Source organism: Sulfitobacter sp. HI0027 (genome assembly GCF_001634775.1).
In the GTDB taxonomy this organism is placed as follows: Bacteria; Pseudomonadota; Alphaproteobacteria; order Rhodobacterales; family Rhodobacteraceae; genus Sulfitobacter.
On record NZ_LWER01000081.1, the window covers coordinates 1 to 1,717 of the forward strand.

Genomic DNA, 1,717 nt, shown 5'->3' on the forward strand with positions numbered 1-1,717 from the left:
CAAGCGCTTCCATCTCGCGCGCCCAATAATGTGCGCTGCCACATGCCTCGAGGATAACCAAGCTTGGCTCCTGCTTAGCCATGAACACGGGAAACTGCGTTCGCGTCAGCTTCTTGCGAAACTGAATCTCCCCCGTGTGCAGCGCCCCATGAACTTGAAAAACATTCTTTGCCAGATCGACCCCGATCATCATATCCTTCATCTCGCCGTCCTCCTCTTTGTGTGGCTTTCAACACCACGACCTTGGCACATTGCGATGCCGTCTGGGGAGGGCGGCAACCACTCCATCTGTGGACATTCATCTTGACGCAATTAAAGTAGCGGCAAGGTTCCAACTGGCTATGTAGCTACAATCCGTTTTGTCGTAGCGGGTTGTTTCCTACGAAGCGATCAGGCGTTGGGTTGCGAAATTCGCCCCGCGGATCGGCCAAAACTTGCGCCGGCGGCAGGCACCTCCGGGGGACGTTTGGCATCTCGACGAAGTTGTGGTGACGATCTCGGGGCGGAAATTCTGGCTCTGGCGCGTGGTTGACCAATAGGGGATCGTTCTGAGGAAATCCTGAAATTTAAGCGCGAGAAGCGTGCTGCAAAGCGACTTTGAAAGCGCTGATCAAGCGGTTTGGCCTTCCCAAACGGATCGTCACGGACAAGCTGCGCTCCTACGGTGCGGCCAGACGCGAGATCGCGTCCGGCCTTGAACATCGCTCCCACAAAGGACTGAACAATCGGGCCGAAGAACAACCATGGCCGCCAAGCGACCCGCACGGGCCTCGCTTCGCTATGCGAAGGCTCCGCTCAGCCCGCGCTACCAGCGGGAGTTACACCAACTGTTGGGACACTGCTCATAGCTGGTGTCGCTCGTTCACTGAGCGGCGATCATTGCCGTCTCCTCATCATGGTTGCACACGGCGGTTAGCTTTTCTACCGGCATGTAGCGGCGAGAGACGGCCCACTCATCATTTTGCTCCAGCATGAGCGCCCCGACGAGCCGAATGACGGCCTCTCGATTGGGGAAGATGCCGACGACGTTGGTGCGCCGCTTGATCTCCTTGTTAACGCGCTCCAAGGGGTTGGTGCTGTGCAACGTAAGCGTTGCCTGGACAGCACCTTCCCAGTTTTCGCCTGAGCTGCGACTCCGTTTCTGACGGATATTGGGCGGGAGTTTCGCGATGGCGACTACGGTAGAGTTTCTCAGGGACTACGGGGTGGAGATACGGGCCAATGGCCAGAAGCGGTGGCCCAATGAGGTCAAAGCACGGATCGTGGCTGAGAGTTTGCAGCCGGGCGTGAGCGTGAATGCAGTTGCGGCGCGGTATGGGCTTCGGGCGAACCATTTATCGGAATGGCGGAGTCAAGCACGCGATGGCCGGTTGGTTTTACCTGCGGGCGATGACGACGCCTTTAGTTTTGCGCCACTCGTAGTCTCGGATGGTGGCGGCGGTGCGCATATGTCGGCCGTTGCGGGGCGGTCCGCGAAGCCTGACGAGTCATCCCATACCTCCATCGAGATTGGGATTGGTCGTGTGACAGTCCGGCTCGATGGCACGACCAGTTCGTCCCGGGTTGCCGAGATCGTGCGGGAAATCGAGGGTCAGCCATGATGTTCCCATCAAACCGTGTGCGGGTTCTGGTCTCGACGCAGCCTGTGGACTTCAGGAAAGGTCATGATGGTCTGGCGTCGATCGTGTCGTCGGTGCTGCGCAAGGATCCGTTCACC

The 1,717-nt window shown here is 58.5% G+C and carries 1 protein-coding gene and 3 pseudogenes; 2 read left to right on the forward strand and 2 right to left on the reverse strand.

The window, feature by feature from the left end; genetic code table 11:
• A pseudogene (locus A3722_RS04955) lies at nucleotides 1–202 on the reverse strand (IS110 family transposase); the annotation flags it as partial.
• Between the two features lie 172 nt (nucleotides 203–374).
• Here A3722_RS04955 and A3722_RS25265 point away from each other — a divergent pair.
• Nucleotides 375–750 (forward strand): annotated as a pseudogene (locus A3722_RS25265) (IS6 family transposase); the annotation flags it as partial.
• 112 nt (nucleotides 751–862) lie between these two features.
• On the opposite strand, the pseudogene A3722_RS04960 reads toward A3722_RS25265, so the two are convergent.
• Nucleotides 863–1,084 (reverse strand): annotated as a pseudogene (locus tag A3722_RS04960) (transposase); the annotation flags it as partial.
• A gap of 85 nt (nucleotides 1,085–1,169) precedes the next feature.
• Between A3722_RS04960 and tnpA the strand changes: the two are divergent.
• On the forward strand, nucleotides 1,170–1,601 hold the full coding sequence (tnpA, locus tag A3722_RS04965) for an IS66-like element accessory protein TnpA (RefSeq protein ID WP_067915951.1): 432 nt from the start codon (nucleotides 1,170–1,172) through the stop codon (nucleotides 1,599–1,601).
• Nucleotides 1,602–1,717: the final 116 nt, after the last annotated feature.